This is a genomic window from uncultured Desulfovibrio sp., assembly GCF_944324525.1.
In the GTDB taxonomy this organism is placed as follows: Bacteria; Desulfobacterota; Desulfovibrionia; order Desulfovibrionales; family Desulfovibrionaceae; genus Desulfovibrio.
Genome location: NZ_CALUWS010000009.1, coordinates 24,381 through 44,772, shown reverse-complemented (window position 1 = coordinate 44,772; position 20,392 = coordinate 24,381). Strand labels below are relative to the sequence as shown.

Annotated in this window: 29 protein-coding genes; 7 read left to right on the top strand and 22 right to left on the bottom strand. The window is 65.9% G+C overall.

The features are described from left to right. The first annotated feature begins 560 nt into the window (after positions 1 to 560). Positions 561 to 1,769: a site-specific integrase gene (locus Q0K12_RS04020; protein WP_297260491.1), complete on the top strand. Its 1,209-nt coding sequence runs from the start codon at positions 561 to 563 to the stop codon at positions 1,767 to 1,769. On the opposite strand, the gene Q0K12_RS04015 is transcribed toward Q0K12_RS04020, so the two are convergent. The 6 genes from Q0K12_RS04015 to Q0K12_RS03990 form a co-directional block, all read right to left on the bottom strand. Then, positions 1,747 to 2,016, bottom strand: coding sequence for a hypothetical protein (locus tag Q0K12_RS04015; protein ID WP_297260490.1), 270 nt, complete (start codon positions 2,014 to 2,016; stop codon positions 1,747 to 1,749). The genes Q0K12_RS04020 and Q0K12_RS04015 overlap by 23 nt on opposite strands. A 2-nt stretch (positions 2,017 to 2,018) precedes the next feature. Further along, entirely contained in the window at positions 2,019 to 2,447 is a 429-nt protein-coding gene (locus Q0K12_RS04010; RefSeq protein WP_297260489.1) for a hypothetical protein, read from the bottom strand. Positions 2,448 to 2,449: 2 nt separating this feature from the next. Beyond that, on the bottom strand, positions 2,450 to 2,779 hold the full coding sequence (locus Q0K12_RS04005; protein ID WP_297260488.1) for a MazG nucleotide pyrophosphohydrolase domain-containing protein: 330 nt from the start codon (positions 2,777 to 2,779) through the stop codon (positions 2,450 to 2,452). Positions 2,780 to 2,873: 94 nt separating this feature from the next. Further along, positions 2,874 to 3,038, bottom strand: coding sequence for a hypothetical protein (locus tag Q0K12_RS04000; protein ID WP_297260487.1), 165 nt, complete (start codon positions 3,036 to 3,038; stop codon positions 2,874 to 2,876). Positions 3,039 to 3,095: 57 nt separating this feature from the next. Further along, on the bottom strand, positions 3,096 to 3,569 hold the full coding sequence (locus Q0K12_RS03995; protein WP_297260486.1) for a phage regulatory CII family protein: 474 nt from the start codon (positions 3,567 to 3,569) through the stop codon (positions 3,096 to 3,098). Between the two features lie 65 nt (positions 3,570 to 3,634). Next, positions 3,635 to 3,877, bottom strand: coding sequence for an XRE family transcriptional regulator (locus Q0K12_RS03990; protein ID WP_297260485.1), 243 nt, complete (start codon positions 3,875 to 3,877; stop codon positions 3,635 to 3,637). Positions 3,878 to 3,994: 117 nt separating this feature from the next. Between Q0K12_RS03990 and Q0K12_RS03985 the strand changes: the two genes are divergently transcribed. Genes Q0K12_RS03985 through Q0K12_RS03975 form a run of 3 tightly spaced genes read left to right on the top strand, consistent with a single transcriptional unit; the run spans position 3,995 to position 5,575 of the window. Then, positions 3,995 to 4,540 carry a hypothetical protein gene (locus Q0K12_RS03985; protein ID WP_297260484.1) on the top strand — a complete coding sequence of 182 codons (546 nt, stop codon included), beginning with the start codon at positions 3,995 to 3,997 and terminating at the stop codon, positions 4,538 to 4,540. A 23-nt stretch (positions 4,541 to 4,563) separates the two neighbouring features. After that, positions 4,564 to 4,791, top strand: a complete 228-nt coding sequence (locus tag Q0K12_RS03980) for a hypothetical protein (RefSeq protein ID WP_297260483.1) — start codon at positions 4,564 to 4,566, stop codon at positions 4,789 to 4,791. A gap of 13 nt (positions 4,792 to 4,804) precedes the next feature. Then, positions 4,805 to 5,575, top strand: coding sequence for a hypothetical protein (locus Q0K12_RS03975; protein ID WP_297260482.1), 771 nt, complete (start codon positions 4,805 to 4,807; stop codon positions 5,573 to 5,575). A gap of 43 nt (positions 5,576 to 5,618) precedes the next feature. Here the strand turns inward: Q0K12_RS03975 and Q0K12_RS03970 are convergent, their stop codons facing one another. The 3 genes from Q0K12_RS03970 to Q0K12_RS03960 are packed head-to-tail and all read right to left on the bottom strand — an operon-like array spanning position 5,619 to position 6,787. Further along, positions 5,619 to 6,392 carry a BRO family protein gene (locus Q0K12_RS03970; protein WP_297260481.1) on the bottom strand — a complete coding sequence of 258 codons (774 nt, stop codon included), beginning with the start codon at positions 6,390 to 6,392 and terminating at the stop codon, positions 5,619 to 5,621. Further along, a complete protein-coding gene (locus Q0K12_RS03965) occupies positions 6,385 to 6,537 on the bottom strand; it encodes a hypothetical protein (protein WP_297260480.1) in 153 nt (50 codons plus the stop codon). Before Q0K12_RS03965 ends, Q0K12_RS03970 begins: the two co-directional genes overlap by 8 nt. Further along, complete coding sequence (locus Q0K12_RS03960) at positions 6,530 to 6,787, bottom strand: hypothetical protein (protein WP_297260479.1); 258 nt, start codon at positions 6,785 to 6,787, stop codon at positions 6,530 to 6,532. Before Q0K12_RS03960 ends, Q0K12_RS03965 begins: the two co-directional genes overlap by 8 nt. Before the next feature lie 312 nt (positions 6,788 to 7,099). On the opposite strand from Q0K12_RS03960, the gene Q0K12_RS03955 reads away from it, so the two are divergent. The 3 genes from Q0K12_RS03955 to Q0K12_RS03945 all read left to right on the top strand — a co-directional run bounded on the left by Q0K12_RS03955 (position 7,100) and on the right by Q0K12_RS03945 (position 9,912). Continuing rightward, positions 7,100 to 8,773: a DUF4041 domain-containing protein gene (locus Q0K12_RS03955; protein WP_297260478.1), complete on the top strand. Its 1,674-nt coding sequence runs from the start codon at positions 7,100 to 7,102 to the stop codon at positions 8,771 to 8,773. A gap of 609 nt (positions 8,774 to 9,382) precedes the next feature. Continuing rightward, positions 9,383 to 9,664, top strand: a complete 282-nt coding sequence (locus tag Q0K12_RS03950) for a BrnT family toxin (RefSeq protein WP_297260477.1) — start codon at positions 9,383 to 9,385, stop codon at positions 9,662 to 9,664. A 2-nt stretch (positions 9,665 to 9,666) separates the two neighbouring features. Next, positions 9,667 to 9,912: a BrnA antitoxin family protein gene (locus tag Q0K12_RS03945; RefSeq protein WP_297260476.1), complete on the top strand. Its 246-nt coding sequence runs from the start codon at positions 9,667 to 9,669 to the stop codon at positions 9,910 to 9,912. Positions 9,913 to 9,943: 31 nt separating this feature from the next. Here the strand turns inward: Q0K12_RS03945 and Q0K12_RS03940 are convergent, their stop codons facing one another. From Q0K12_RS03940 to Q0K12_RS12425, 13 genes are all read right to left on the bottom strand, one after another. Further along, complete coding sequence (locus tag Q0K12_RS03940; RefSeq protein ID WP_297260475.1) at positions 9,944 to 10,804, bottom strand: DNA cytosine methyltransferase; 861 nt, start codon at positions 10,802 to 10,804, stop codon at positions 9,944 to 9,946. A gap of 62 nt (positions 10,805 to 10,866) precedes the next feature. Continuing rightward, positions 10,867 to 11,772, bottom strand: a complete 906-nt coding sequence (locus Q0K12_RS03935) for a hypothetical protein (RefSeq protein ID WP_297260474.1) — start codon at positions 11,770 to 11,772, stop codon at positions 10,867 to 10,869. After that, positions 11,760 to 11,906 carry a hypothetical protein gene (locus Q0K12_RS03930; protein WP_297260473.1) on the bottom strand — a complete coding sequence of 49 codons (147 nt, stop codon included), beginning with the start codon at positions 11,904 to 11,906 and terminating at the stop codon, positions 11,760 to 11,762. The genes Q0K12_RS03935 and Q0K12_RS03930 overlap by 13 nt, the downstream gene beginning before the upstream one ends. Next, positions 11,896 to 12,420 carry a phage tail protein gene (locus Q0K12_RS03925; protein WP_297260472.1) on the bottom strand — a complete coding sequence of 175 codons (525 nt, stop codon included), beginning with the start codon at positions 12,418 to 12,420 and terminating at the stop codon, positions 11,896 to 11,898. The genes Q0K12_RS03930 and Q0K12_RS03925 overlap by 11 nt, the downstream gene beginning before the upstream one ends. Before the next feature lie 24 nt (positions 12,421 to 12,444). Next, positions 12,445 to 13,236: a hypothetical protein gene (locus Q0K12_RS03920; protein WP_297260471.1), complete on the bottom strand. Its 792-nt coding sequence runs from the start codon at positions 13,234 to 13,236 to the stop codon at positions 12,445 to 12,447. Beyond that, positions 13,199 to 13,903, bottom strand: coding sequence for a putative phage tail protein (locus Q0K12_RS03915; protein WP_297260470.1), 705 nt, complete (start codon positions 13,901 to 13,903; stop codon positions 13,199 to 13,201). Before Q0K12_RS03915 ends, Q0K12_RS03920 begins: the two co-directional genes overlap by 38 nt. Then, entirely contained in the window at positions 13,896 to 14,975 is a 1,080-nt protein-coding gene (locus tag Q0K12_RS03910; RefSeq protein WP_297260469.1) for a baseplate J/gp47 family protein, read from the bottom strand. Before Q0K12_RS03910 ends, Q0K12_RS03915 begins: the two co-directional genes overlap by 8 nt. A gap of 11 nt (positions 14,976 to 14,986) precedes the next feature. Further along, complete coding sequence (locus Q0K12_RS03905; protein ID WP_297260468.1) at positions 14,987 to 15,499, bottom strand: phage GP46 family protein; 513 nt, start codon at positions 15,497 to 15,499, stop codon at positions 14,987 to 14,989. Between the two features lies 1 nt (position 15,500). Further along, positions 15,501 to 16,154, bottom strand: a complete 654-nt coding sequence (locus Q0K12_RS03900; protein WP_297260467.1) for a phage baseplate assembly protein V — start codon at positions 16,152 to 16,154, stop codon at positions 15,501 to 15,503. Further along, a complete protein-coding gene (locus Q0K12_RS03895) occupies positions 16,151 to 17,305 on the bottom strand; it encodes a phage baseplate assembly protein (RefSeq protein WP_297260466.1) in 1,155 nt (384 codons plus the stop codon). The genes Q0K12_RS03900 and Q0K12_RS03895 overlap by 4 nt, the downstream gene beginning before the upstream one ends. Then, entirely contained in the window at positions 17,298 to 18,512 is a 1,215-nt protein-coding gene (locus Q0K12_RS03890; protein ID WP_297260465.1) for a DNA circularization N-terminal domain-containing protein, read from the bottom strand. The genes Q0K12_RS03895 and Q0K12_RS03890 overlap by 8 nt, the downstream gene beginning before the upstream one ends. Then, a complete protein-coding gene (locus tag Q0K12_RS03885) occupies positions 18,512 to 20,263 on the bottom strand; it encodes a hypothetical protein (protein ID WP_297260464.1) in 1,752 nt (583 codons plus the stop codon). The genes Q0K12_RS03890 and Q0K12_RS03885 overlap by 1 nt, the downstream gene beginning before the upstream one ends. Continuing rightward, positions 20,263 to 20,376 (bottom strand): GpE family phage tail protein, encoded by a 114-nt coding sequence (locus Q0K12_RS12425; RefSeq protein WP_363315615.1) that lies wholly within the window; start codon positions 20,374 to 20,376, stop codon positions 20,263 to 20,265. The genes Q0K12_RS03885 and Q0K12_RS12425 overlap by 1 nt, the downstream gene beginning before the upstream one ends. Positions 20,377 to 20,392 lie beyond the last annotated feature (16 nt).

Below are 20,392 nucleotides of genomic sequence, written 5' to 3'. Positions count from 1 at the left end.
AAAATGCGCTATGGAAGAACGGGGAACTAGGGAAGAAAGAATCTGACGGAAGCGTAACGCTATCCTGTCGGACGCGGGATCGACGAGATTCGCACCGAAAACGCGACTGGAGGGAAACGGGAGAACAGGGAGGCGGTACGCCGTGCCTGACCGGCACGCAAGATGAGAACGCAAAAGTCCTGCCGGAACTGACAGATGTGTCCAAGGCCATGTGCCCAAAAGGAAAGGCGCTTACCGAACGTCAGTAAGCGCCTGAAAATCTTTGGCGCGCCCGGGAGGATTCGAACCCCCGACCAAGAGCTTAGAAGAAGGCTGACGGTATTTCCCATGATTGCCCTTAATGTCTTATCATCTTGATTTATAAGTATGGCCGATGATAACAGATGCCCATAAATGCCCATGACGTCAAAAAAGGTGGGTGACAGATGGGTGACAAGTATCGCTGGCAGACAGTCCCGGGCAAAGAGGGCGTCCTTTATCGCGAACATCCCACTCGCAAAAATGGCCGCGTGCCGGACCGTTGCTTCTCCATCCGTTACCGGGCGGGAGGAGGCAAGCGCATGCACGAGTCCCTGGGCTGGGCCAGCGACGGCTGGACCGTCGCCAAGGCCATCGCCCTGCTGCGTGAGCTGAAGGAAAACATCCGTACCGGCAAGCATCCTCAGAGCCTGCGAGAGATGCGCAGCATGGCTGAGGAGCAGCGGCAGAGCGAGGCTCTGCTGCGCAGCAAGGAGCGTGTGGCCGGGCTGACGTTCAGGGAGCTGGCCGCATGCTATACCGACTGGACACAGCGGCATCGGGCGAGCCATGCCAAGGTCGTCCAGCTGCTGACGAACCATATCCTGCCTGTCCTTGGGGATCGTCTCGCCCGGGAGATCACCCCGCAGGACGTCGCGGAGCTCGGCCGGATCGTGGCCGCCAAGCGACCGCTCACCGGACGCAACAAGAATGACCCATCGGCCGGCCTTGCTCCCCAGACGGTCCTGCACATCCTCAAGACCGTGCGGGAGGTCTACAACTACGCGCTGGAGACGCCCGCTCCCGGCGCACCGGGGACCATGTTGTTCAGCGGACCCAATCCGGCCATCCTGGGCCGCCGCAATCGTGCCGTCGTGCTGCCCAAAACGGACAGCCGCCGCCTGCGCGTCCTGAGCGATACGGAGATCGAGGCCCTGCTGGCCTACCAGGGCCGGCGGGAAGGGGCCAGCGATCTGCATGACATGATACTCCTTTCTCTGGACACGGGCCTGAGAGCGGGGGAGCTCATCAACCTCCGCTGTGAAAGCTGCACGCCGGAAACGGGAGCCATTCGCGTGCTTACCGGCGCAAAAGGCAGCGAGCGATCCACGAAGGGCGGCAAGACGCGCATCGTCCATGCCGGACGCCTTTTTCCCGAGAGCCTCGCCATGCTGCGCAAGAGGCTGGCGCATGCCTCCAGCGAATACCTTTTTCCCGGGCCCGGCGGAGAGATGCGCTCTCCCTTCGGCTTGCCGCAGGCCATGCGCCGCATCATGGACAAGCTCGGTTTCAATGACGGCGTGACGGACCCGCGCAACCGGGTAGTCTGGCACACGCTGCGGCACACCTTTGCCACACGCATGCTGGAATCCGGGCTGGACATCTACGCCCTGCGGACGCTCATGGGGCATGCCAGCGTCACGACGACGGAGATCTACCTCCACATCTGCGACATGGACAAGCGCCGGGCCGCCCTGGCGAGAGCGGAGCTGGCCCGGCAGACGGAGATCAAAACGACGGAGGGACAATGATCTTCACTCCTTTTTCTTCAAGATATGCCAGAAAGAACGGCGTCGGGTACACGACGGCGTCCCCCATCTTCATGCGGACACGGGGACCGTTGCCCAGATAATCGTCATTGGAGACGCTCTTGGGACTGATGGCGCCGCCGGTGAAATACTTGACCTCCTTGCGGGCGATCATGGGCGGCAGCTTGTCCAGAAAGCAGCCCAGCACCTTCAGCTGGGGCGGGGCGGGCATGGTTGTTGGCTTGGACATGTTCACACCTCCTTGAGCGCAAAACGCCGGCAGGCGGCATCACGGATGATGGCCCACGGGCGCAGGGTGACCGTCAGGCCGCAACGCTGTGCGGCACGGGCCAGACGATAGGGATCGCCGTCGCCGCCGAAGCTTCGTTCGGCGTTGCGCGCCAGGGCGCGTATGCTTATCTGCGGCGCGGACGGGTCGTCCCGCAGGGCTTCTCCCAGGACGCGCAGCAGCACGACGGCATCAGGCACGGCATCCCGCCGGCGCACGAGCCGGGCATGATCGGGGCAGCCGGCGGCAAGCGCCTGGCCGGCCGGGCAGACGAAGCAGCTTTGCAGGTCGGCAGCCTCGCCGGTCCGGCAGATCAGGGCCGCGCAGTCTGACGGCGGGATGACCCGGCCCAGGCGGGCGCAGGAGACGGACGCAGGATGGGCGGCACGCATGGCTAAACCTCCAGCAGGGCACGCAGCCGGCTGCATTTGTGGGCCACACTCTGGTCGATCTCGGCGGCCATGAACGGTTCGGTGCGCAGTTGATCGATAAGCACCAGCACGTCGCCAAGTTCCTCTACCACCTCTTCACGCGCGCCACGGCGGCCGCGCCGCAGGTGGCTGATGGCCACGATGGCCTCGGCCAGTTCTTCCTGCAGCACCTGCAGCTGGGCATCCAGGCCAAAGCGGCGCACGGCCTGCGCCGCCAGACCGGCATCTACGAGCAGCGTCCGGCAGGGATATTTTCCTGCGAGTGCGGCCGGGCAGGGAGAACCGGATTCCATGGACATCACCTCACGACAGGGGACTGACGGGCGTATGCCGGCGGTCGGGGAGGGGAGAGAAGCCTGACCGGGAGCAGGGGACGGGATGACGGCGTCAGCGGACACGGGGAGCCTCCTTGCGGGAAGGGAGGACGGTCAGCAGCCAGTGCAGCATCTGGCGATGGCTGGCCAGCACGCGCCGGGGCGGCATGCCGGGCAGGCGGACACGGTAGCTGGCGACCTTGACAAGAGCGGACGGGACAGCATAGGTTCGGGACATAGGTTTGCTCCTTTGGGAGTTTGGGCTGTGGACGGTTCCAGCGTCCGCAGCCTTTTTTCATATCTGGCGGTCGTGGGTCTCGCGCGCCAGTCTGAGGATGGCGAGGATGGCTTCCACGGCCTCATGGCCCCGGCGGGTCATGTCGTGCAGTTCCTGCACGGTGATCCTGCCGTCTGCGATATGATCCGACGTCGCGCAGGCGAATTCGCCGAATTCGCGGATGCTGGCGCTCAGCCCGGCGACCAGCTGTTCCGGCCCGCCGGCGGGGATGCGCAAGGGCACAAAGGCTCCGCCGCGCTGCCGGGCAAGGAAGATGAGCGGCAGGTCGGACTCGCAGACGTCCATGAGCGGCAGCAGCAGCTCCGCGCCCAGCTTGTGGCCGGGCTGCTGCGACAGTTCGCTCATGAGGGTGGCATACGGCTTGCCCACCAGATCGGCCACTGTGCGCACATCCAGGCCGGAGGGCGCCGCCTTGACCATGCCGTGCAGCACGGCCGTCAGGGAAGGATACGGGCGGCAGGGGGCGTTCATGTAAAAAACTCTCCATCTTTTGCGTGGTTCTGGCGTCGAATGCGCGTTATGCCGACAGCATGGCGTCAGCAGTCGCGCGGCCTGGGACCGGTGGGCACGTCTTCGGCCCGGGGCAGCAGTTCCAGCGGGATGCTGAGACAGCTCCGGAGCTTCTCATGATGGCGCACGGGCATGCGGTCCTGCTGCAGGCTGATGCTGGCGGCACGCCCGGAGATGCCCAGGAGCCTGCCCAGGGCCACAAAGGTCAGATTCCGCTCCAGCATCCAGATCTTCAGCTTGAGAAAGCGGGCTTGCCTGCCGGTTTTCATTGGTATAGACTGTTGCATAAAACGACCTTTCCCTTTCGGGGTGAGGGGTAAACGTACATGTATGCGGACAATGTGAAAAATTCTTTCGCTATTGTCAACGAATTTTCCCGACGAGAAATGAAAGATTCTAAGAAAAGCGAACTATACGAGCGCGTTGCCGCCGCCGGAAAATTTTTCGGAGGCATCCCGACGTTCGCGGAAATGGTGGGGGTGCAGTACCGGACCTTCCTCGGCTACCTGAGCCGGAAGCGGCAGCACAACCTCTGGCCGCTCCTGCCCGCCATACTGGAGGCATTCCCGCGCCTGTCGCGGCAGTGGCTGTATTTTGGGGAAGGCCCCATGCTCATCGGGCACGGCACGCCGCTGGACAGGCCGGTGCCCCTGCAGGAGATCGCGGCCGCGGCCGAGGCTATGGCCGCCGAAGCGGGCGGGAGCTGGGGAGAGGTGCTGGCCTACATACTGGACGCGGCCCGCGCGGAAGGCGTGCGAACGGAACCGGCGGCCGACAGCCGCCAGATCCAGGAACTGCAGGCCAGATTGCTGGCAGCTCAGGAAAGGATCATTCAGCTTCAGGATGAATTGCTGACCAGGCAGAGAGAAGGACGCACTAACGCCCCCAAGGCCCTGCCTGTCGGCATTGGCGACAATGCTGCCCGCTTGTAGGGTGGCGGCAGTAGGTTAGCGATATGCATCACTTTTGGGCAAGATTCTTCTGGTTCCTTTTTGTGCTGTTCAATGCCTGCATGCTGCTCATGGCACTTTTTACCGTTATGCCGATGGTGACACAGTGGGGGGATGTCCCAGATATCGACAGGATGCACAGCAAGTTGCTTTCGGCAAATATTGAACTGTGGGCCTGGGGAGATATCATCATCGGCATGCCGGCAATCCTGCAATATCTGCGCTCAAAGTAGGGGAGGAAGATTGATGCATCTCAGAAAAATTTTGGTTTTGGCAGTTTCCTTGTTGGCATTCCCTTGCCTCAGTCATGCGCAGGCCGACGGCCAGCAGGCCATGAAAAAAATGGCAGCCGCCGTGGAGCAATCCGGGAAAAAAACCTACACCATGCCGCTGGATGAAACAGAAACGGAAGCTATGGTGGCATACCTCAAGGACAAGTACAAAAAGGAATTTGGTACAGAGTTGAGCGACTTGCAAGCTGCCGTTTGGGGCGGCAGCGTTTGTGGTCTGTACGGAGGCATGAGCATGATCAAAAATGCCTTCAGCGGAAAAAGCGGCACGACACAACAGTCCAAGGAGCCGCCAAAGCCCCGTGTCTGGCCGTCTGGGGTCAGTGAATACTCTCCCCAATTGCTGATGGACGATTTTACGAAGAATCAGTTTGCCGCGGAAAAGGAGTTGGCCGACAAGGAAATCCTCGTTTGGGGGGTGGTGGAAAGCCTTGGCCGGCAGCGTTACTCCCCGACGGCCTCCTTCACTGTTGATGGTAGGGAATTGCCCTGCATGAAGCTCAAGGGGCTTTTTCACGCCTATTTTGAAGATGCGCACGGCCTGGATCTGACCAAGGTCAGCACGGGCGATGCCGCGCTGTTGCTGTGCGGCAATATCCAGTACGGCAAACTTTTTGTGCAGGGGACGTGCAAACCCGTGGGGATAGGCCCCCTGAACAAGGACGGCACAATGCAGTCGGTGTTTATGGACACGCCGCTCTATGACAAGCTCCGCAAGGGCAAATAAGCAAAGGGCCCCCGCAGGCATGACCTGCGGGGCCATTTCTTTTCTATCCCTCCACGCTTAGATCCAGATACCAGATGCGGCCGCCGCGCCGGTGGGGGACGAAGCGTTCCCGCAGCAGGGCGGCCAGGCGTTTCTGGCTGGGCAGGGGATCCGTGCTGCGGCTGTTCCACCAGACGCGGAAGCGGTCATACACGGCTGAGGCCGTGGTCTTTGCGCCCTGGTTGCGCCGGCAGCACTCCCGCATGAAGTCCCGGATCAGGCCCGCCTCCTGTCCGGCGGGCAGGGCGGGCTGCTCCGTCGAGCTGGCCACCAGTTCGCAGCAGCGGCAAAAGATGCCCTCCACTTCGGCCATGCTGGTCACGCCCATGAGGCGGGCGCACTGCATGGCGCTGCCAAGGATGCGCTCCCGCAGGGCGGGGCGCAGGCGCAGGGCCGCCGGACTCAGGCCCACGAGCTCGCCGCCTGTCCTGCCCGGCAGCGCATACCGGCCCAGACGGCGCAGGCTGGGCAGCACTTCCCCGGCCAGCCACTTCTGGAAGGGCAGGGCGCGGGGCTTGTCGCTGCGGGCCACGAAGAAATAGAGGCCCGGCTCGGACAGGGTGAGCATGTCCTGCTCTCCGCCAAGGGTGTGCATCCGTTGCACCCCCTTCCACTCTTGAGGCACTGTTTGCAAGGCTCTGGACGGATTATAGTCACCAGCATACCCCAGGGTTTTGAGAACATCCTTGGCCACGAACCACGGTTGCCCGGCGTCGTCCAGATGCACGCGCAGGGGCTGGCCTTCAAATTCAAACAACGGCAGGGCAGGCTCATGCATGGCGCGCCTCCGTGGCGTCGGCTCCCTGTGCCGGCGGCATGTCCGCCCGCTGTTGCCGCATGCAGTCCAGCAGGCTTTCCAGCATGGCCTGCAGGTCGGCCATCTGGCGTTCCAGAGCTTCCACGCGCTGTTCCAGGCTAGGCATGGGGCACCTCCTCGCAGGGCATGGCCACCAGCCGGCAGCCGCAGCCCAGGGCGTGCAGCACATCGGCATTGCATTGGGCCAGCAGATCGCGCTGGCTCTCCAGCCGGGCGGCGCATTCATCCAGCAGCTCGGCCGCGGCTTCGCGCTCCAGCGCATCCTCACGGGCCAGATAATCGGCCACCAGCCGCAGACGGGCAGGCAGGACGCGCAGCAGTTCGCCAAGATCGCTGAAATCGTGGAACGTGTTCATGGGACACCTCGTTAGGTTGGGATTGGGATATAAAAAAAGGCGGCATAACGCTCCCCAGCCTAACGAGCTGCCGGGGCCTCACGGACACCCGGACGTCATACCGCCAAAATCTGCCAAAGGCAGTTGGCTACAAAATTAGATTGTATCTGCATAGCCGTGCCTTGGGAGCAACGACAGGCGGCAGACGCGCCTCGTTAGGTTGGGAGGCTCAGTGTGCCCGCATGGCGGCCAAAGGTCAAGGGGCCTTGTTTTGCGGCCGGAGAGATGGTAACGATAAAGCAATATCCATTTTTACTCTCTCAGGAGGTCCCCATGTCTGATGCCTCTGCCGGACTGTTCATCGCGTTCCTTTCTCTGCTGCTGTTCGTGACGCCGTGGATCTTGTGGCTGCGCGGCCGTGGCCGCATGAAAAAGCTGTCCAGCCAGCATGCGGAAAGTTTGCGCAACCTGGAGCAGCGTGAAGCGGCGCTGGCCGGGACCGGCGAACGGCTGGATGCCGCCGAAAAAGAGGTGAAGGAACTGCGGCAGCAGGTCTCGCAGACGCGGGGCTCGCTGGAACAGGAACAGGCGGCCCTGCGGGAAGCCCGGCAACAGCTGGAACGCTACCAGCCCATCATGGATGTGGAAGGGGAGGCCGACAAACTCAGAGCGGAAGCCGCCGCCGCGCTGGCGGAAGCGCAAAGCAAGCTGGCGGATGCCGCCCGACGGGCCGACGGGACCCTGCAGGAGGCCTACGGGCGGGCGGAACGCATCGAAAAGGAAGCGCGTGCCAGGGCGGAAGAGATCGCCGGGGATGCCTTTGCGGCGCAAGGCCGGGTAAAGGAGTATGAAAAGGCGCTGCAGGCGCTCAAGAACGCCGTGGAGGGCTATGGCGACGAGTACATCAAGCCTTCGGAAAGCGTGCTGGATGATCTGGCCGAGCACTTCGGCTATGACGAAGCCGGGGAAAAGTTCAAGGCGGCCAAGGCCCGCACCAAGGCCATGATCAAGCAGGGCACGGCCGCTGAATGCGATTATGTGGAGGACTACCGCCGCAAGACGGCCGTGGCCTTCGTCATCGATGCCTTCAACGGCAAGACGGACAGCACGCTGGCCAGGGTCAAGACGGACAATCTGGGCAAGCTGCAGCAGGAAATCGAAGACGCCTTCGCGCTGGTGAACCTGAACGGGCAGGCCTTCCGCAATGCCCGCATCACCCCGGCCTACCGGGATGCCCGGCTGGAAGAGCTGCGCTGGGCCGTGGCGCTGGTGGTGCTGCGCGAGAAGGAGCGCGAAGAGCAGCGGGCCATACGCGAGCGCATCCGCGAAGAGGAGAAGGCCCGCCGCGAATACGAAAAGGCCATGCGCGAGGCGGCACGCGACGAAGAACGGGTGCAGGCCGCCATGGAGAAGGCGCGCGCCGAACTGGCCAGGGCCAGCGAAGAGCAGAAGGCCCAATACGAGGCCCAGCTCGCCGCCCTGCAGGAAAAGCTGACGGAAGCCGAAGCCCGGTCGCAGCGTGCCCTTTCCATGGCGCAGCAGACGCGCTCAGGGCATGTGTACGTCATCTCCAATGTGGGCTCCTTTGGTGAGGATGTCTTCAAGATCGGCATGACGCGCCGCCTTGAGCCGCTGGACCGTGTGCGGGAACTGGGGGACGCCTCGGTGCCCTTTGCCTTTGACGTCCACGCCATGATCTACAGCGAGGATGCCCCGACCCTGGAAAATGCCCTGCACAGGAAGTTCAACGAACTGCGCCTCAACAAGGTGAACCCGCGCAAGGAGTTCTTCCGGGTCAATCTGGGCGACATCCGCGCCGCCACGCAGGAGATGGGCCTGACCGCTCAATTCACCATGCTTGCCCAGGCGCAGGAATACCGGGAATCGCTGGCCATGGCCAATCTGCCCAAGGAAGAGCTGGAGCGCCGGATGCAGGGCCTGCTGCGCGAGGAAGAAGAGAACGGCAGGACGCTGGCGGCTGCCGGAGGAGAGCCCGCCGACGATTGATGCCGCCCCACGACGACGGAGGGACGAACAGCCCGGCAGGAGGTGTCCCCCCCTGCCGGGCTGTTCTCTAAAAAGAACTTAACAGGCCCCGCCAGCACCGTATCGGTGAGGTAGTCGGCCCCCTCGGGCATGCCGTACGCCCGGCGGGCGCCCTTGCCCACATGGTAGCCGCGCCATTCGGTGATGGCTGCGCCTATAGCCTGGGCAAGCGCATGGCCGCGTTCCTGATGACAGCGGACGGTATCGGCAAAGTGGCGGCCGTAGCGGCTGTCCAGGAAGTCCCGCACCTCGTCCTCTTCGCAGCCCGTAGCCGCCACGATGGCAGGCAGGGCCAGCGCCCAGGCCGTTTCCGCAGCATCGCCCATGCTCCCCCAGAAACCGTACCACTGATCCAGACTCTGCAGCATTTTACAACCCCTTGGGATATCGAGAGATTCGCCATCCGGCGTGGTTGTGTGTTCGCTCTTCCCCGGCGGCTTGGCAAGTCTTTTCTCATTGAAATTATTGAAAATTTTCATAAATCCGCAGGCAAAATGACGGGACGGCAGGCTGCCGATATTGACAATAATTTACCTTGTACATACAGAAAAGGTATACCAAGGACATGCCATGGATGTTGTCTGGGATCCGAAAAAAGCCGCAAGCAACCGGCGCAAGCACGGCGTCTCGTTCGAGGAGGCGCAGACCGTGTTCCAGGACGTGGACGCGCTGCGCATCTACGACCCGGACCACTCGGAAGATGAGGACCGCTTCCTGCTGCTTGGCCTGAGCAGCCGGCTGCGCCTTCTCGTCGTCTGTCACTGCTACCGCGAGAACGACGAACAGATCAGGATCATCTCGGCCCGCAAGGCCACGGCCCGGGAATCCGCCACCTACGAAAGCAGGAAGTAGCCATGCGCGACGAATACGATTTCTCGGGAGGCATCAAGAATCCCTATGTCCGGCAGCAGAAGACCACGGTCACCATCCGTCTGGACACGGCGACCGTGGACTACTTCAAGAAGCTGTCGGAAGAGACCAGCATGCCGTATCAGACGCTGATCAATGCCTATCTGGCCGACTGCGTCGCCCACAAGCGCAGGCCCAGCATCACATGGAGCGAGGGGAGCGGGGCAGCCGCGCAGCCAGCTCACGCCTGAGCGCCTGCGCCGGATCTGTCTGCCGCGGCCCTCATCGCTGGAACGCTCGGTTCTCAGGAGTCAACGGCATGGGGGAAACGCGCCTTCCCTCGTGCGCCATGATACAGGCTCCCACAGCGTATGCCTGTTGAGGTAAAACCCCATTCCCCAGCACCTTCAGGCGTCTGTGCCATTCGGGAAGGACCCGCCGAGGAACGGACGGGACATTCACGGGATGGTCCATCCTTCCGGCACGCCCATCATCCACTCGATAAAGGACGGGGCCGGGATATGCGTGCCGGACGGCTTCGCGGCTTTGCCCGACAATCCGTATTCCACGCCAATCAAGTACGACGCAAGGCTGGTCGACTTTTCCCACGATTCTTTGGAGCGGAGATAGAAGCCGATGCTCCGGGTCAGGCCCTTCACCGTGGGGGAAGGCAACAATAAACACGCGCTCGCGCCTGTGAGGGGCGCCAAGGGCGGCAGCGGAAAGCACTTCCCATTCCGCATCATACCCGAGCGAGGCCAGATCCCGCAGGACGATCTCCATGCCACGGGAGAGCACCCCCCGGACGTTTTCGATGATTGCGTACCTGGGGCGGACTTCCCCAATAAGTCTTGCGTAGTCGAGCCACAAGCCGCTGCGCGTGCCCTTCCTGATTCCCGCATGTTTTCCTCCGTGGGAGACGTCCTGACAGGGGAAACCGCCGCAGAGCACGTCCACGGGCGGCAGTTCGGCCCCGTTCAGCGTCGTTACATCCTCATATATGGGGATGCCCGGCCAGTGCTTGGCGAGTACCGACCGGCAAAACGGGTCGATCTCGCAAAACCATTGATGTTTGAAGCCCGCCCAGTGAAGGCCGAGGTCACATAGCCCGGCCCCGCTGAACAGGCTGCCCACTGTCAGCATGACCTTGCTCCAATGGACGCTCTGAGCGTTCTGAGCAGGGGCGCGTGGCCCGCTGCTAATGTTTATAGGTGTCCTGCTACGGTATGTTCGCTCGTCAGGAGCATATCAGGCGGATACTCCGCAAGCGGCCCTTTTCCGCTTGTGGGGCCGTGGTGCGGCGCTCCTACACTGCGCCGGCGGGGGCGTTGGCGCGCCCCCGCCTCTGTCAGTCTCCCTTTCGTTGGGCCATGTCTTCTTACTCCCTGCGCATGGCTTCCAGCGTTTTCTCCAGCGCGGCGGCGTCTTCCCGACGCATGCGCGGGCCGTGGTGTCCTTCCAGCCGTATCCACCAGCGGGTGGCGCGGCAATCCGCGGCCCGGACGTGCCCGCCCGCCGTGGCGGTCAGCCCCCCGGCAGACGCCGGGCAGCCAGCCGGCCGGGCGCAGCAGGCCGCGCAGGCCCTCGTCATTCCAGGCCTGGCCCAGATGGGCCAGCCAGTCCCGCGCCATGAGCCGCCAGCCGCGCCAGAAGCGAGGCTGGTCAAAGACGCAGGCATAGGCCTCGATGCGGCCGCCGTGATGCGCCCAGGCGGCAAAGGCCCGCACGTCGAACCGTCCCGGCTCCCCCCAGTTGCGGATCAGGCAGCGCCGCAGGATGACCCGCATACAGGACTGCACTTCCGGGCCGCGCCGCCCGAAGTCCTCAAGGAGGCAGTCCTCGAAAATGACGGTCTTTCCGCGTTCCACAGCCAGCTTGTCCGCATCCCCAGAGCCGCAGAGGAGCAGCTTGCCCGCGCCCCGGATGACGCAGCGCCGGAAGAGCGCGCGGCTGCCCCAGGTGATGCCCACCGCCTCATCCAGCCCTTCCAGCGGACAGGCGGACAGGTCGATGACGCAATCCTCCACCAGCCAGGGCTGCCCGTCGCTGATTCCCAGGCCGTGCCCGCTCGCGTCCGGAGCGGTGATGCGCTGATGTCTCACTTCCCGCATGGCTCCACCTCCCCACACAGCGGGCAGACCCAGCGCGGGCCGTCGGGGCCGAAGACGCAGCGCAGGGCGTGGCCGCAGACCGGGCAGCGGGAAGGGACGAGGGGGCGGGCGCTGACGCCCGCGTCAGACAGCATAGATCACCTCCACGGCCCGCACGGCCTCCACGCTTTCGGCGGCTGCCACGGCGGCCAGCAGTTCGTCCCGGCGGGCGGCGTGGGTCTCCCGCACGAAGGCCAGCCCTTCGGCGTCGTCCACGGCAAAGAGGGCCGCGCCCACGGCCACGTCCTGCGCGGTCGGGCTGTCCACGGGCATGGTGAGGCTGGCGGCCAGGGCGGCGTCATAGCCGGACAGCACCTCGGCGGTCTTGGCGGCCTTGGCATCGGGCAGCGCGCGGGCGGCGGCCGTCCGGGCGTCTTCCTCCTCCCGCCGGGTTTTTTCTTCCCGCCACAGGGTCACATACGGCGCGACCTGTTCGTCATAGTCCGCAGCGGTCAGCGGCTGGTTGGGGCCGTCCGTCCATTCGGCATGACCGGTCTCGCCGTCCCATTGCAGGGCGTGCAGGCCCTCCGGAGCCGAAAAATCAAACAGCAGGGCCTCGCCGTCAACGATAACGAGGCGGTCAGCGGGGACAACGGTAACAGCAGGCATATCTTTCTCCTTTGGATGTCGCTATCAGGCCACGCGCATGATGTAGGCCAGCGCGTAGTACGGCGGGAGCGTCGAGGCCTGCCCGGATGCGCCGGATAAGGTGTGCGTGTGGGACTTGGACCCGCCGGTCGAGCCTACGCTTTGGGGATACCATGTGCCCCCCGGGTTGCCCGGGAATCCGCTTCCGGCAGCTCCTTGTACAAGTCCTGCAGCCGGAGGATGCGTATGCCCCGGCATCTGCGCCACCGTAAGGGTCGTCGCCCCGACATTGCCGGACAGGGCATGCGTATGCGTCGCCGCGCCGCCTTTGGATCCCTTGGGATAGGCGGAAGAGACGCCCAGGATCATACGGCCGCGCAGGTCCGGCACGGTGCCGCCCTTGCCGTCGCTGCCGCCGTCGCAGAGGACCCAGCCGGTATCGGGCCCACTGCCGCCTAGCGGGATGGGATGGCGGTTCCCCGTGCCGCCGAACGTGCCCGCGAACGCCACGATGGTGCCCGGGATGGCCGCGGAGACCGTCACGTCCAAGGTGCCGTCCTCGCCGACGGAAAGGCCCGAACCGGGCTTGACGATGCCGGCTTTCTCCTCTGTGGCGATGGGGACCTTTTGCCTGAACAGGGCCCCGAGAGCCTGCCAGAGCTGGGTCAGGTCGTCGCCGCTGGGCGTGAGGCCGGCCTGCTTGATGACTTCCACGATCTCGCGCTGGGGATGTTCCACGGCCTCGGCGGGCACGGCGCTGCCGCGCACCTTGCCGGGCTGGCCGGTAACGTACTTGGCATCAGGATCCTGCGATCCGGCGGGGGGATTGTATCTCATGCTCTTCTCCTTCCTCATAGGTAAAGGTCAACAGGGTATGGGCCAGCTTGTCGCGCAGCATGACGCACTCCAGCGAGGAGGCGGCGCGCCAGTCCATGAGCGGCTCCCCGCACAGGCTCTCGCCGCAGCGAAAGAGCAGCAGGCGGTCGCCGTGGATGATGACGTTCCACCACCAGCGGATCTCCGGCACGGCCAGATAGCCGATCTCGGGATGATCCTGCCGCCGGCGCGGGCTCAGGCCGGACGGATCGCCGCATTGGTGGATGCCGCAGCAGAAGGGCCAGTGCTCCTCGATGGTCACGTCATACTCCAGCGATCCGGCCACGCCGTACCAGTAGCCCAGATCCTGCCGCCCCTCGTCGCGCAGCCTGGCCAGCACGGCGGAACGGCGTTCCTGCAGGGAGGTCCCGGCGGGCAGGCAGGCGTCGGGCAGGCCGAGCAGGCGCTCCCAGTCCTCCAGGCCGGCGATGGCGCTGGTGGGCAGGATCTCGGCAAGCAGCAGGCGCATGGCCATGTCCAGCCGTTCCAGCTCATCGGCTGTGGCCCGCAGCAGCGCGGTCAGCACGGCGTCCGGAACGCGTGTCCAGGCATGGCCCTGGGGCAGCAGGTGCTGGAGCATGCGCAGATAATCGGCGGCGGAGCGGGCACGCAGGCTCGTCTCAGGCATGGCGCTCCCCCTCGCCTTCAAAAATGACCTGCACCAGCCGCGGCAGGTACGCGGCAGGCACCTCCACGTCGGCGGCAGGCTCCAGCAGTTCGTGATCCTGTTCGCCGGGGGTCAGGGACACGGCCTCGGCGATGTGCGAACGGTAGAGCGTGCCGCCCGGAGCGCCCTCCCGGGCAAAGACGTCTTCGATCTCGGCCCGGACGGCCGCCCGCAAAGCCTCCGTATCCGGAGTGATGCGCAGGCGCACGGTCACGTCCAGCGGCTCAGGGGCGAACACGCCCAGCTCCTTGACCGTGACCGGACGCAGCGGCTCGATGTGTTCCCTGACGCGACGCACCATCTCCTCGGACGGGAAAGGATCCTCCTGCCCGTCACAGACGAAGCAGACGCCCACGGTGCCGATGCCCAGATGCATGGGATAGCACCAGGCCCGGGTCACGCCCGGGACTTCCTTTGCCCAGCGCACATAGTCCGCCATGCTGCCGCCTCGGGGCGGCTGGCGCAGGCGCTCCAGCACGCGGGCGCGCAGGGCGTCGTCGCTCTCGGCATCCGCGCCGCCGGTCAGGCCCCCGTCCCGCACCACGGCCACGCTCTCCACGCCGGCGATGGGGGAAAGCAGCTGCAAAGGCTGCCCGGCAGCCAGATCCCCGGCCGCGCCGCTCTCCACGGCGCTGACGCGGGCCGGCACGCTGCCGCCGCTGATGACGGCCCTCTCTTCCAGGGCGTACTGCAGGCCGCTGCTCACATGCTGCAACTGGGTGGCGGCCGGGATGACCGCACCGTCCTGACCGGTGAACAGCACCTCCCCCGCTGCCGCGGATGCGGGCAGGCGCACGATGTTCCAGACGGCGGCCCAGCGTTCCATATATTCGCCCTCGGCCGTGTCCACGAAGACCTGCAGATACAGCCAGGCCAGCACGCTGTGCAGCGTATGGCAGGCCCCTGCCCAGACCTTGGCCAGCACCGCCAGCACGGAACGGCGGAGCAGGGCGGAGCCGTCCAGCAGACGGCCGGAAAGATCGCGGGCAATGCGCTCATGCAGGCTGGTGAGGGTCGGACGTTCCCATGCCATGCCCATCTCTCCTATGCGGCCAGCCGGACGCTCACCGGCCGGGCTTGCTGATGATCGTAGATGAAGCGCCACTCGCGGCCCGGCACATCGCTGCCGGAAGGCTGCAGGACGACGCCTATGCCCAGATGCCCCGACTGCACGCGCTCCACGCTGACGCTCAGGGAGCTGACGTGCCCCTCGCGGGTCAGCCAGGCCAGGGCCTCTTCCGCATACTGCCGGGCCCGGGCCACCACGCTGTCCAGATCCTTTTCACGCCAGAGCAGCCAGAGCCGGGAGCCGATGCTCTCCAGCGTCCGCTCGCCCTGGGCATCGGGCAGACAGTCGCCCCACCAGCCGCGCCGGTCGCCGGGCACGCCCACGCGCTCATCGGGCAGGGGATCGTCGTCATGGGCCCGGGCATCGGTGAACAGGGAGATGATCACCGCCGTCAGCAGGCCCTCGTCGCCCTGCAGGTCGGCCGGCGGCCCGGAAAGCAGGAGGTCGAACAGGCCGGCCTCCTGATCGAAATGCAGACAGATGTCCATGTTATCCTCCCACGGGGCTGGCCGTCGTATCGCCCCCGGCCTGGACGCCCGTATGGACATGCCGGTTCAGGGAAACGGCGCCGCCGTTGCTTTGCAGGTCCTGCGAGGCCACGATGCCGCCGGCGAGCTGGGCCGTGACTTCGCCGCCGCCCTGCCCGCCGAAGGAGAGGGCCCCGGTGGCGAACTGCGTGCTGGCGGTCTCCATCCGCACGCTCTCGGCGGCCTGGACGCTGAAATTTTTGGTCTCGATGGTCACGTCCTCCTCGGCCTTGAGCACGAAATGCCGGGTAGTCACCTCGATGGTACGCTGGCGCTTCAGGTGGATGCGGTCGCCCTCGTCGGTATAGATCGCCACTTCACCGTCCTTGAGGGCCTGCACGCGGTAGCGCCGGTCATCCACGGCCAGCACCACGGGATGTGAGCGGTCCGCGCCCACGAACAGCACGACAGCCTCGGCCCCGGCGTGGGGCACTGAGGAAAAGCCGTACTGCTGGGCGCGCTCGGCATCGTCCAGCACCTCGCCGTCCAGCAGTTCGAGCTGGGCGGACTGCCATTTGCGGGCATCACGCACCAGCGAGATGACGCCACGCGCCACGATGTTGCGCATGCGCCGGGACAGGCGCTCCAGCAGACGGATGGTTTGCCGCTCGCTCATTTGATGGCCTTTTGCCGCGCCGCGGCTTCTTCGGAAAGACGGGTCTGCAGGTCCACTTCCTTCTCCATCCTGACGTTGCCGCCCTTGCCGCCGGAGCCGTCGCTCTTTTCCTTTTTCCCGGGTTCCGGGGCGAAGGCCGCGGGATCGCGCAGGGTGAGGCGGGTGGTGCTGCCCGATCCGGCATCGCGCCGGAACTCCACCCCGGTCACCAGCAGGCGCTGGCTGATGCGCAGATAGGGCAAGTCCACGTCCGCCATCTGGTTGAGCTGCCAGAGGGGGCCGGACTGTTCCCGGCCCGCGCCCTGCTGGCGGAAGCCCTGTACCGTGGCCGTGACCGTCACGGCCCGGGCGGCCCGCACGCTGCACTCCCAGGCGGCCCGCTGACGGGCGTTGCCCGCGTCCCCGGACTGCTCGGCCCGGATGATCATGGGCCGGTAGCGCCGCACGGCCTGGTCGCGATATTCGCCGCGCACGGCACAGGCAGCCTTGCCCCAGGCCGTGTCCGTACCGGGCTTCTGCCCCTTGACGATGTAGTCGCTGAAGCGGTCGGCCATATCGAACTGGCCGTCGGCGGCAAGGATGTTCCCGCCCTGGCGCAGGCTGCCGCCGGCCGTGCCCGCGCCGGCCTTGAGCAACACTATGCCGCCCTTGCCGTCCGGGCAGGCCATGAGTTCCCGCTGACGCAGGGCCCGGTCCAGCGCCTCGAAGGCCGTTTCGCCTTCCTCCAGCTTGAAGCTGGCAAGGGGCGCGCCCACGTCGCCCTCGGCCGTGACGCTCACCCCGAAAGGGCCGGCCAGAGCCTGGGCCAGCTGGAGCACGGTGCAGTCGAGCCACTGCCCCGGGCTGTGGATGGCGGCGCAGTCCACCAGGTCCGCGCTCTTGTCGCGGCCGGTGATGCTGATGCCGTGCGCCGTGGCGGAAAAGGAGGGCCGTACCTGATCGATATAGCCGTCCATGACCTGATCGCCGCCGATGAGGATCTGGCAGGCCATGCCCGCGGCAATGGGCAGCGCCTGAGCGCCGTTGACCCACTTGTCGGCCAGCGAGAGGGAGAAGGTCCCGGCGATGGCGTCCATCTGGCGGGAGACCTGCACGGAGGTCCAGTAGGTCCAGTCCACGCCGTCGATGCGCAGGGTGATGTCGTCAGCCACGCAGCACCTCCAGCGGCTCCACGGGCACGAAGCCCGGATGGATGAGATGATTGCGGGCCACCAGATCGGCCTCCAGCGCCACGCCGCCGCTCTGGCGGTAGCAGAGGGCCAGCGAAGGCAGCACGCAGGCCGGGGTGACGGTCACCACTTCCGGCGTGCGGCGGGCGGCTTCGGCCAGCGTGGCCAGCGTGCCGGAACGCAGGCTGGACAGGGAGGCGGCCAGTTCCATCTCCCTGCGGCGGATGCCGCTGGCCTGCGCCATGTCCGGGATCACCGGCTCCAGCGCCAGGACTTCATCCATCGCATCACAAAAATCGTAGCGCAGTTGCTGCGCCTCGCTCCGGCTGGCGGGCCGGGCCGTGGTGGCGGCGCGGGCCGACTCCACCAGGGCCAGACGGCGCACCAGGCTCTCCACAGCCTGACCGTTGCTCTGGATCACCGCCCGCTGGGAGCCCACATCATCCGGCACGGTCTGCAAAAAGTCAGTGCGGGCCACGCTGGCCCAGCGGCCGGACACGGCCGCATCAGAAAGCCCGGACTGCCCGCCGATGCTCCGCAGCACGCTCCAGAGATGCCGGCCCACGCTGGCCAGCGGCATGAGGTCATAGCCCGTGGCCGCCCCCAGCAGCTCCGCCACGGCGGCGACATCGCCGCGCATCACGGCCTGTACCGTGCCCACGGCATCCACGATGAGGCCGTAAGTCTGGCTGACGGTCCATTCCGTCTGCCCGGCCAGCCGCAGCACGCTGTCGAAACCGTCGCAGGCCAGCAGGCCCGCCGTCTCGCCTTCCAGCCGGGCCCGGAGCCCCTGGTCGACGCCGGCGGCCGGGCTGTCTGGCTCGGCATCGCGGCAGAAAAAGAGCTGGAAAACCGCCATGCCGCCATCCTGCGCGCTGTGCCGGACCTTGTAGGGGGCGGTCTGGCTGACCTGCACCTCGCCGTACCAGGGATGCACCAGCGTGCCCGGGCCGGCCTGCCGCAGGGCAGCTTCCAGCGCATCGCGGCGGCTCATGTAATCGCCGCCCAGCACGAAGGCCTGGACGGTGAAACGGCGCGGCGCGCCGCCCAGATCCTCCACATAGGGCGTTTCGCGCTGGGGGAATTCGTGCGTCACCGTGCGGCGGCCGCCTTCGCTCTCGTCAGCCGTGACCCCGAAGGGCACGCCCCGGAAGCTGGCGGCCCGCAGCCGCATCTTCCACAGATCCATCAGATGGCTCCCGCGTTGAGTATCCCGGCCTCGGCCACCTCGCCGCGCACGGACAGCCCGCGGCCCTGGCCGTCGCCTTCCAGGCGCATGCCCTCGGGGGCGACGATGCGCACCGTATTTTCCTGCCGCTCCACATGTTCGCTGCGGTTCGAGCGCAGCAGTTCCCGTGCGCCGGGCGTCATGTTGAGGGGATCCGCCATGGGGAAGGCCGCCGTGCCGCCGTCAGTCCCGGCGGCTCCCGACGCGCTGTCCTTCCGAAAAACGCCGGTAAGGGCATCGACCCCCTTGCCCAGCCAGCCCGTGAGCTTTGTCCAGCCCTTCTTCACGCCATCCAGAAGATCATCTATCCACCGGCCGCCGATGCTGTAGAGATCGACGCCGGTGAGGGTGGCCACCAGCTCGTTGAGGCCGTCCAGGATCCAGCGGGCCGGACTGAAATTGATCAGCGCCTGTACGATGCCCTGCAGCCAGCTCCGTTCAAAGGCCGCCTGCACGCCCTCCCAGAGGCCCCGGAAATAGGCCACAATGCCGTCCCAATTCTTGTAGATGAGATAAGCGGCCCCGGCGATGGCGGCGACGATGCCCAGAAACCAGCCCACGGGCGTGGCCAGCAGGGCCATGCCCAGCTGCCCGACGGACGCGATGAGCGCCCCCAGCGACAGCGCCAACCTGCCCCCCAGCAGGCCCGCCAGCATGGTCAGCGCATTGCCCCAGCCGCCGCACAGATCGGCCACATGCTGCAGCGCGCCGCCAAGGCGGCCGAGCGCGGTGAAAAAGCGCTCCACTGACGCCCAGACCGCATCCAGATCGAGCCGCTCCACCCAGGCCTCAAAGCCCGCGCCCACGATGTCGCGCTGGACCTTCAGCCAGGCCTGGAACTTGTCCAGCAGGGTGGTGAGGGCCGGCAAAAAGGCTTTGCCCAGGGTGAGGCCCATGCCTCGGAAGGTGGCGGCCACTCGCGCAAGCGAGAAATTGAAGTCCTTGCTGGCCTGCACGTCATCATCCGCAAGGACAAGCCCCAGCTCCCTGGCTTCCCGCCGCATGGCCAGCAGGCCGGAGCGGCCGTTCTGGAGCAGATCCAGCAGGCGCGCGCCCTCCTCCCCGCCCAGCTGGTTCATGATGCCCGCGGCCTTGCCCATCTCGCCGGCATCCCGCATCTGTTTGACGCGGTCGGCCAGTTCCAGCAGCAGGCTGTCGGCATTCTTGAGCTCGCCTCGGGCATTTTTGGCGCTGATGCCCATGAGCTTGAGCATCTCGATATCGCCTTCTTCACCGTTGGCGGCATTGACCGCCCGTTCCTGCAGGGTGAGCATGAGGCTGGCCAGCTCATCGGCCTCCACCCCGGCCAGACGTGCCGCCCCGGCGTATTCCTGCCAGTTGGCGGTGGAGAGCCCCACCATGCTGCTGAACTTGCTCGCTTCCGCTCCGGCGGACGCGGCCTCATGGGCCAGAGCGAAGGCTCCGCCGCCGGCAGCGCCGAACAGCAGCGACAGGCGGCCCGCCAGCGCGCCCAGCCGTTCCAGGCCCGCCTGTCCTTCCCGCGCCACGCCGCGCAGACTGCCGCCAAGGGCGCTCAGGGCGCCGGACAGCCGCCCGAAGCCGCCGGCCTGCCCCAGACGCCCCAGCGCCTGGCCGACCCTTTCGGTACGTTCGCGCACGCTGTCCATAGCCTGCTCGATACGCCGGAAGGGCGCGGAGACGCGCTCCACGGCATTGATGATCAGGTCGAAACGGCTTTGACGCGCCGCCATCAGTCTTTCTCCATGCGTTTGCCCAGTTCCGCCGTGCGTTCGGCCCACCAGACCAGATCACGGGCGGTCATGGCGTCCAGCTCCGACGGCGGCCAGTGATAGAGCCAGGCCAGCTGGATGACCGCCTCG

Coding starts and splice junctions, on each gene's coding strand:
- Q0K12_RS04020 (WP_297260491.1), top strand. CDS start 561: ATGCACGAGTCCCTGGGCTGGGCCAGCGACGGCTGGACCGTCGCCAAG.
- Q0K12_RS04015 (WP_297260490.1), bottom strand. CDS start 2,016: ATGTCCAAGCCAACAACCATGCCCGCCCCGCCCCAGCTGAAGGTGCTG.
- Q0K12_RS04010 (WP_297260489.1), bottom strand. CDS start 2,447: ATGCGTGCCGCCCATCCTGCGTCCGTCTCCTGCGCCCGCCTGGGCCGG.
- Q0K12_RS04005 (WP_297260488.1), bottom strand. CDS start 2,779: ATGGAATCCGGTTCTCCCTGCCCGGCCGCACTCGCAGGAAAATATCCC.
- Q0K12_RS04000 (WP_297260487.1), bottom strand. CDS start 3,038: ATGTCCCGAACCTATGCTGTCCCGTCCGCTCTTGTCAAGGTCGCCAGC.
- Q0K12_RS03995 (WP_297260486.1), bottom strand. CDS start 3,569: ATGAACGCCCCCTGCCGCCCGTATCCTTCCCTGACGGCCGTGCTGCAC.
- Q0K12_RS03990 (WP_297260485.1), bottom strand. CDS start 3,877: ATGAAAACCGGCAGGCAAGCCCGCTTTCTCAAGCTGAAGATCTGGATG.
- Q0K12_RS03985 (WP_297260484.1), top strand. CDS start 3,995: ATGAAAGATTCTAAGAAAAGCGAACTATACGAGCGCGTTGCCGCCGCC.
- Q0K12_RS03980 (WP_297260483.1), top strand. CDS start 4,564: ATGCATCACTTTTGGGCAAGATTCTTCTGGTTCCTTTTTGTGCTGTTC.
- Q0K12_RS03975 (WP_297260482.1), top strand. CDS start 4,805: ATGCATCTCAGAAAAATTTTGGTTTTGGCAGTTTCCTTGTTGGCATTC.
- Q0K12_RS03970 (WP_297260481.1), bottom strand. CDS start 6,392: ATGCATGAGCCTGCCCTGCCGTTGTTTGAATTTGAAGGCCAGCCCCTG.
- Q0K12_RS03965 (WP_297260480.1), bottom strand. CDS start 6,537: ATGCCTAGCCTGGAACAGCGCGTGGAAGCTCTGGAACGCCAGATGGCC.
- Q0K12_RS03960 (WP_297260479.1), bottom strand. CDS start 6,787: ATGAACACGTTCCACGATTTCAGCGATCTTGGCGAACTGCTGCGCGTC.
- Q0K12_RS03955 (WP_297260478.1), top strand. CDS start 7,100: ATGTCTGATGCCTCTGCCGGACTGTTCATCGCGTTCCTTTCTCTGCTG.
- Q0K12_RS03950 (WP_297260477.1), top strand. CDS start 9,383: ATGGATGTTGTCTGGGATCCGAAAAAAGCCGCAAGCAACCGGCGCAAG.
- Q0K12_RS03945 (WP_297260476.1), top strand. CDS start 9,667: ATGCGCGACGAATACGATTTCTCGGGAGGCATCAAGAATCCCTATGTC.
- Q0K12_RS03940 (WP_297260475.1), bottom strand. CDS start 10,804: ATGCTGACAGTGGGCAGCCTGTTCAGCGGGGCCGGGCTATGTGACCTC.
- Q0K12_RS03935 (WP_297260474.1), bottom strand. CDS start 11,772: ATGCGGGAAGTGAGACATCAGCGCATCACCGCTCCGGACGCGAGCGGG.
- Q0K12_RS03930 (WP_297260473.1), bottom strand. CDS start 11,906: ATGCTGTCTGACGCGGGCGTCAGCGCCCGCCCCCTCGTCCCTTCCCGC.
- Q0K12_RS03925 (WP_297260472.1), bottom strand. CDS start 12,420: ATGCCTGCTGTTACCGTTGTCCCCGCTGACCGCCTCGTTATCGTTGAC.
- Q0K12_RS03920 (WP_297260471.1), bottom strand. CDS start 13,236: ATGAGATACAATCCCCCCGCCGGATCGCAGGATCCTGATGCCAAGTAC.
- Q0K12_RS03915 (WP_297260470.1), bottom strand. CDS start 13,903: ATGCCTGAGACGAGCCTGCGTGCCCGCTCCGCCGCCGATTATCTGCGC.
- Q0K12_RS03910 (WP_297260469.1), bottom strand. CDS start 14,975: ATGGCATGGGAACGTCCGACCCTCACCAGCCTGCATGAGCGCATTGCC.
- Q0K12_RS03905 (WP_297260468.1), bottom strand. CDS start 15,499: ATGGACATCTGTCTGCATTTCGATCAGGAGGCCGGCCTGTTCGACCTC.
- Q0K12_RS03900 (WP_297260467.1), bottom strand. CDS start 16,154: ATGAGCGAGCGGCAAACCATCCGTCTGCTGGAGCGCCTGTCCCGGCGC.
- Q0K12_RS03890 (WP_297260465.1), bottom strand. CDS start 18,512: ATGGATCTGTGGAAGATGCGGCTGCGGGCCGCCAGCTTCCGGGGCGTG.
- Q0K12_RS03885 (WP_297260464.1), bottom strand. CDS start 20,263: ATGGCGGCGCGTCAAAGCCGTTTCGACCTGATCATCAATGCCGTGGAG.